We start from the raw sequence: 6,390 nt of genomic DNA, 5'->3' as shown, positions 1-6,390 counted from the left end.
GCAGCAGGCGGACTTTGTGGCGCCAGAAACGGGTATAGCGGCGGCGGAGATACTGACGCAGTTCAGTAAGATAATGCGAATTTGCATCCAGGGTTTGTTGATGTGTGGCGGGTCCTGGATGATAAATCTTGTTTAAAGCCTCGGCTCGCGCCAAAGCATTCCACCCTTGCAGAATAAAAGGTGATAACCACATCAGTAAAAACCACGCTCCTGCAAGGTATAGCAGGAACATTTGTAATGTGAAGGGAGGTAAACCGAGCGCGTCCTTTAAAAACCAATACAGGCAACCAATAATCACCAGAAATAGAGTGATCGTTACTGAATACCAGATGAACTGGCGAAAAAGAGAGCCTTGATGTTCCTTATCATTTATCAATGGTAATTACTCCAATAATACATTTACGCATTTGATCCTGGGCTATCCATCCACATGATTGCCCAGCCTCAAGGCTTCTGAAGGCAGCCATAGAAATTGCAACAAATGGGGACATTTGCTGCAGGTCCCCCCAATATGGGGCAAGGATGTGTTCCAGCGTCGGCCATCCTCCCTATTGCAAATATTCTGCTGCACGGTTATTAAATGACAGACAGTGTTCAGGCGGAGAAGTCATAAGGGCAATTTTTTCAACCTGCCTGGTTAGCATCAGGGCGGTTTCATCTGGAGTATCCTGCCGTTCAGCACGTTGTACGATAACTTTTTTTTCTACCCCGACGCACCAGACAAACCCTGCTTCTCCGGTAATCTGCGTAGAGTCGATGTGGCTCGCCGAATAAATGCCAGCACACAGTAATCTATTTTTATGCCGGGAGAGACGATGGTAATGGTCGATAGCATCATCTAACTGATCAATATCGTTCAGCGGTAAAAGCGGCTGCTGAAACTGCCATCCTGAATCACATAACGTCTGCATAAACTGTTGCCCCGCTTGTGACGAACCACACCAGTACAACGCCTGAAATACTGGAGGACATGAGCTTTTTAATGCGAATGTCTCAATCAACGTGCGCACTAAATGTCGAGTTAATGCCGCCTCCCGGCGCCAAATGTCGTTTTCCAGTATTTGTGGGCAACGCAAAACCCTGGAACCATGCTGGGTTATTAAATATTCTGGCGGAGAGCTATCTCGCGCCAGAGCAGCCAGATGATGCTCTGGTTTATCACCGCCCGGCCCCAGTAAACACCATGGTTCTATCGGAAGTCCGGCCGCTCGTTGCCGCCACCATCGCACTTCCTCCTGCTGCAGTATATGGCGATAAGCCCGTTGGTTCCCTGAAGCCACCTGATAAATCAAGACTCGTGCAGCAAACAGAAATCCGATAAAAAGGGTAGGAAAAACGGCAGTCCAGAACCAGAATTCTGCAGTATGGGTGACCTTGTCTAAAGGCCATAACCAGAGGATAAAAAATGTAAACAGTAAATTACCCACCAACCATGCCACTCCCCAGCGTTTTTTACAGGGGGGAACAACTCCCCGGTAATCAGGGTAAAGCCGCGGATATTTCATAGCGCGATATCCATCTCCTGTAATGAACTCACCAAAGCGCAACCGCAGGTGCAACGGTGTCCATCCAGAGCAACAGACTTACCATCAATCATGGTTCCTGCTGCTCCCTCAATAATTGTTGTAGCTCCATGCTTATTGCACTGCACCGCATCCCCCACGCGGGCAATAGGCTTGCCAAAAACAAGATATTTCCCGGATAAGACAGTTCCACCATATTCCCGTAAAGTATCGCCCTGTCGGACTATTTTTTTTAACGCGCTCATTGTCGGCTATCTCCTGTTACTGGCTGGCTCGACAAAGTTATTTAAATTTTCCACCAGTTCATCCAACTTTTTTTTATCACTCGCTGCTTCTTGCTGATTATAAATTTTGCGTAACTGGGTAACATTACGCGTGGGGAAAACTATATTCACATATACCGGAACCTGGCATATCATTTCGCCATTGATATCGGAAACAGGACATGTTTGCATAGAAGACATATGCCTTACTTTCTCGACCACGCCACGGATAACTTTCCCGCCCATTTCACGGATCTTTTTATTCCTGGCAGCGATAGCCTCATTCTCCAGCTGCTGCGCCTGTGCCGATAGTTCCATGCCGTCTTTCATGACGTTTCCTAACTTATCCACACCCCGATCCACTGCGGCGAATGCTTTATTTTCCTCAGCAACTAAATAAATATTTATGCCAATAAGCACCTCGCCACCTTTTTGGCTCATTTTTAACAAAGAAGTCTCTTTATTAGCATCATCCCCGCTATAAATGGTACGGTAGCGAAAATAACCCGCCCACAGTTCGCGATACCCCAGACTAGATTGCATAAACCACGCACGTGAATCATGAATATGATCGTCATACAACTTACAAACTTGGGCATAGTGACTATCATCGGTAATCGCGCCACGTTCGTCTTTAAAGAGTATTCCTTTTAACGAGTTAGCCGCGGTTTTCATCTGCGTATATTCAGCCGCCTGATCGTCAGGATCGAAGATGTACGTAATCCTCCCACCAATGCCATCAACCAGCATCTGCCATCCACCACCAGTGTTATTCCGCGTCATGCCTACCGTGTAAGGAGAGAGAGCGTGATAATCTGCCCGAAATTCGTCCGCTGCCTGCTGCAACTGCTGCTGATCGAGAGCAGGTTCGAATATTGATACTCCCGGCGTATCCGGTATTATCTTGCGAGCCTTTTCACGCTCTTTCTGTTTTTCATCACGCGTCCTCTCACTTGCGTCACGGTGCTGCTGGTCCGTATCCCCACTGTTCCATGCCGCTTCCTGATAAAAGGACTGACGCTGGTAACTGCCATTCGCAAAACGTCCTATACGCCAGGCAGTTATCCACGCCATCTGCTGTTCAATCACATTTTCCAGCGCATGCTTCAGGTCAACAGGCTGATAACCAGAGGTGGCGATCTGCGGCAGGTCTGGCTGCAAAGTGGTGCGCCAGGCATTGAAGCGCTCGATAAGCGGTTGTTTGATTTTAAATTCCTGCAGAACGTCCTCACTCATATTCCGTGAAGGCTTACACGATACTAAATCGGGCGGGATCATTTGTTCCGGTACCATCAGGGGGGCGCCCATAGCAAAAGCTGCGGCATAAAGATCGTGCAGCACAATCTGCGAGAGAATCAGCGCATCCTCAACGCTCTTCCCCTGCTCCCCCCGGGCATAGCCGCCGCCCACGTCAGAGTGAACGCCAGGGTAAACCACCTCAAAGGTACTGGCGGGGTAATTTCCCTCCGTGCGTCTGACAGAATCGAGCGGAAAGCACAAACGCTGCTCGTGAGCGGAGACAAAATGGCAGCAGCGCTGAATAAATCCGGGGAATTGACTTTCATCCGGCAGCGCCAGATTATCATCCGCCCACGCCATATGCCCCTGAAATCCAGGGGCTATGCGTGCAATCCCTACCGAGGCCACGGTGTCGCAGAGACCAAGAAACTCAACGGCTATCGGCCAGCCCAGCAGAGTGGGTTGCGGAGTTTTCTCCTGTAGCAATGCCGCATCCAGGATGTCCGTTAACCAGTTCACAAAGGCGCGCGCCTCGGCGGCGCCGCGGGAGAAACCGTAGATAAACAGCTTGATTTTGAGGATTTTCGGCTGATGGGTTTTCGCTCTAGCGCGCAGTGGGGCAAACAGGTGACGGAATACGACCTGCCGCCTCATCGTTCTTATTGGTTTGTTTACTTTCGCCTTGCCTGCCATGTCCCTTGAAAGAGACTGTGCCAACCCCTTCGCTTCGCTATCACCCAGACGTTCTCCGGTTAATGTATGCCTGACGGCATCGACAATGCGCAGCAGTGCCCAATTAATTCGCGCCTCTCCCCCCGTGGCATATCTTAACCCCGCATCGCTAAAATCCAACTCGCCAATTTCCGGAAAAGCAGTCCCCACACCGGGTATATAGTAGCTATAATATCCGCTATCGATATCTTCAAGCGCCGTATGATAAAGTCGGGCGATATTGCTGGGGTTCGGTCTTTTTGCCTCAGCGCTTGCTTTTTCATTATTATTAGTGCCGTCAAAAAATAGGCTGACATGCAGGCTTTTACAACAAGGAGGGGTATTATTAAGACCATTTTGCGCATTCAGCGTTAGTTTAAACTCCTTCTCCTCACGGGTCTGTAAATCTACATTGGCTTGTACCAAGTCAATATTTTTGGGCAACCGGCCTTCAGCGGGGAAATACGGAGGTGCTAAAACCGACCTGACATTCATTTGGGGCATTGCTCAGGCTCCTCCATTTCACGGGGCTCTTTAATCGGATATTCAGCGGCACCATATGTTTTGCAAGAGGCAGTAACCTTGATTTGATTACAGGGCAAAAAATGGACGGTTAATCCGCATTTCCTGTCACCGTAGTCGGGAATATCGACTGTGGTGTAGTGTTTAACCCTCCCCTCTATAACTTTTTTTTCCCATGCCTTATATTTCTCCCAATCCTCATATCCAGGAAAGTTGATTATGTCTGAAGTCGTACTGACCACCCACACAATATCAGCCTTTAAACCTGGTCGCCATTTATCAGGCAGGGAAATGCAACAAGCTCCTCCCTTTTCCCCGGAGGAACCAATATTCGGCCCGATACTGCCGTTGACGCTGAAGCCGGGAATCTCCTGGCGTGTATGGTTAACCCCACGCAAATCACCGCTGCTCCAGGTTTCCGGTTGTTCACAACTGGTCAATAATAATGCCGCAAACAAAAACAGCGTATAGCCCCTGCATTTAGTAAGCATCTTGATCATATTTATTTTTACTCTTTGTCTCACTCATGTAGGCGCATGCTGGCTTTAGGATACACACCAACGAATTATGCGCGAAAAATTACAGAGCCATTATTAATCAGGTCTCTTCTTTTTATCGATGGTTTGCTGTTCACCCCCCCCTCCCGATAAATACTCACTAAAAAAGCGCTCATTATCAAGCGGTGTTTCTTCATCCATCATCTGCAATCGCTGCCACAAATGATTAAATAATGTTTGCTTTGTAAACTCAGGATGCCTGAAGTGATATTTTCTGATAAATCCTTCGATATCACTAATCATACCTAATTGGCTGTATTGAGCATCGGTAAGCGTTAATAATGTCGTCTCGCTAAAGTTATATTCACAGTTTTCACCCCGAAACCAGACGGATTGCCCATCGCGATTACGCCAGCTCCATAGTTGCGCAATATGTAGAAAATAATTTTTTTGTTGCTCAGTCAATACTGACGTTACCAACGCCGGGAATACTCGGGTATCATAAAATCGCATTAAGCCCTTACGGCCCTCCCATTCCGCAATAATCAGGTTCTGCAAATGTTTTGCCAACGAACTAAAATCACACACAGAAAAAAAGAGCAATATTCGCGCCGGATCATTATATTGCCGAAGTAAGGCTGACAACCACTCTTTGTGCTGCCATACATCAATACATAATTGCAAAAAAAGAGGCGCATCTTCAATAAACTCATTTTCCGGTTCATTCTCTAATAGCGAAACCCAGGCAATCTGCGGTTGAAACCGCATCAAATCATGAACTAAAGAGGGGGCATCCCCAGCCTGATCCACAATAATATTTACTGACACGGTATCCAGACAAGCACACACTTGTTCGATCTGTTTTAACCAATTTAATATTGAATTATCAGTATCTGCGTCCATTTGATATCCTTTTAGTTAGCGAGGGATAAATCCAGCGGCAGCTTCCTGTGCTTTACATAGACACTCTTTACAAATCGATTGTGGGAGTTCTGGTAATGGAAAGTCCTGCCTTGTCGGGCCTTCAAATACATGTTTTCCCTTAAGGCTTAACAAACCAGGCCCATGTATTTCAATTCGACCATCGGGAGACAACCGAATATACGCGCCACCGCATGCCAGGGTAATCCCATTTTTGGCTGTCAATTGCAAATGGCCCTGCGTGGACTGAATAGTAATATCTTTGAGCGCAGTAATAGACAGAGTATCTGCATGCGATTCCAGTTCGCAAGGCCCCTTACCAGAGACAATCCTTACTCCCTCTGTTTGAGCCAATAAAGAAATAGCGTAATTAGCATTAAGCGCAATGCGTTTGCTGCTGGCAATATGTACTTCGCCCATACTTTGGGCATAGAGTGCTTTCCCCGTCTGTAGCATCACTGTATCCGGACTGACAATCCCTACTCCAGCAGGGGCTGTCAACAACATAGCGGGTTTTTGAAGCCGTTCGGCCGCTTTTAAATAGTCACGTAAGCATTGTGCGTCGGGTTGCACGTTATGATGACTCTCAGCAATCTCTCCCCACTCAGTAGCCTGATGAATAGCACCTTTAACAAGGCTTATTGCTGACCCCATCTCAAGTACCTGCCCCTGCGCTTTCATCTGCGCATCAGCGGTGATGAATATCCCTTTCCC

The 6,390-nt window shown here is 47.6% G+C and carries 7 protein-coding genes; all 7 read right to left on the bottom strand.

Translation table 11 applies throughout. The features are described 5' to 3' along the window. Positions 1 to 376: hypothetical protein (locus tag IAE27_RS29790; RefSeq protein ID WP_227685338.1), on the bottom strand; the 376-nt coding region annotated here is incomplete at its 3' end. Between the two features lie 172 nt (positions 377 to 548). Next, positions 549 to 1,505: a hypothetical protein gene (locus IAE27_RS28790; protein WP_227685337.1), complete on the bottom strand. Its 957-nt coding sequence runs from the start codon at positions 1,503 to 1,505 to the stop codon at positions 549 to 551. Next, positions 1,502 to 1,768, bottom strand: coding sequence for a PAAR domain-containing protein (locus tag IAE27_RS28785; RefSeq protein WP_070555413.1), 267 nt, complete (start codon positions 1,766 to 1,768; stop codon positions 1,502 to 1,504). Before IAE27_RS28785 ends, IAE27_RS28790 begins: the two co-directional genes overlap by 4 nt. 6 nt (positions 1,769 to 1,774) lie before the next feature. Further along, positions 1,775 to 4,240 carry a T6SS phospholipase effector Tle1-like catalytic domain-containing protein gene (locus tag IAE27_RS28780; RefSeq protein WP_154022318.1) on the bottom strand — a complete coding sequence of 822 codons (2,466 nt, stop codon included), beginning with the start codon at positions 4,238 to 4,240 and terminating at the stop codon, positions 1,775 to 1,777. Next, on the bottom strand, positions 4,228 to 4,758 hold the full coding sequence (locus tag IAE27_RS28775; protein ID WP_154022317.1) for a DUF3304 domain-containing protein: 531 nt from the start codon (positions 4,756 to 4,758) through the stop codon (positions 4,228 to 4,230). The genes IAE27_RS28780 and IAE27_RS28775 overlap by 13 nt, the downstream gene beginning before the upstream one ends. A gap of 93 nt (positions 4,759 to 4,851) precedes the next feature. Beyond that, the gene (locus IAE27_RS28770) at positions 4,852 to 5,658 is read right to left on the bottom strand and encodes a DUF4123 domain-containing protein (RefSeq protein WP_227628287.1); all 807 of its coding nucleotides are present in this window, start codon (positions 5,656 to 5,658) and stop codon (positions 4,852 to 4,854) included. Between the two features lie 15 nt (positions 5,659 to 5,673). Beyond that, positions 5,674 to 6,390, bottom strand: a 717-nt coding sequence (locus tag IAE27_RS28765) for a DUF2345 domain-containing protein (protein WP_200093354.1), incomplete at its 5' end; no start/stop codon positions are given.

Source organism: Klebsiella sp. S69 (assembly GCF_016516145.1).
GTDB classification, from domain to species: Bacteria; Pseudomonadota; Gammaproteobacteria; order Enterobacterales; family Enterobacteriaceae; genus Klebsiella; species Klebsiella oxytoca.
Note: the sequence above shows the minus strand (reverse complement) of the source record. Positions and strands in the feature narration are given on the sequence as shown.

What these genes read in the sequence shown, in the direction of transcription:
- IAE27_RS28790 (WP_227685337.1), bottom strand. Translation starts at nt 1,505, where the DNA reads ATGAAATATCCGCGGCTTTACCCTGATTACCGGGGAGTTGTTCCCCCC.
- IAE27_RS28785 (WP_070555413.1), bottom strand. Translation starts at nt 1,768, where the DNA reads ATGAGCGCGTTAAAAAAAATAGTCCGACAGGGCGATACTTTACGGGAA.
- IAE27_RS28780 (WP_154022318.1), bottom strand. Translation starts at nt 4,240, where the DNA reads ATGCCCCAAATGAATGTCAGGTCGGTTTTAGCACCTCCGTATTTCCCC.
- IAE27_RS28775 (WP_154022317.1), bottom strand. Translation starts at nt 4,758, where the DNA reads ATGATCAAGATGCTTACTAAATGCAGGGGCTATACGCTGTTTTTGTTT.
- IAE27_RS28770 (WP_227628287.1), bottom strand. Translation starts at nt 5,658, where the DNA reads ATGGACGCAGATACTGATAATTCAATATTAAATTGGTTAAAACAGATC.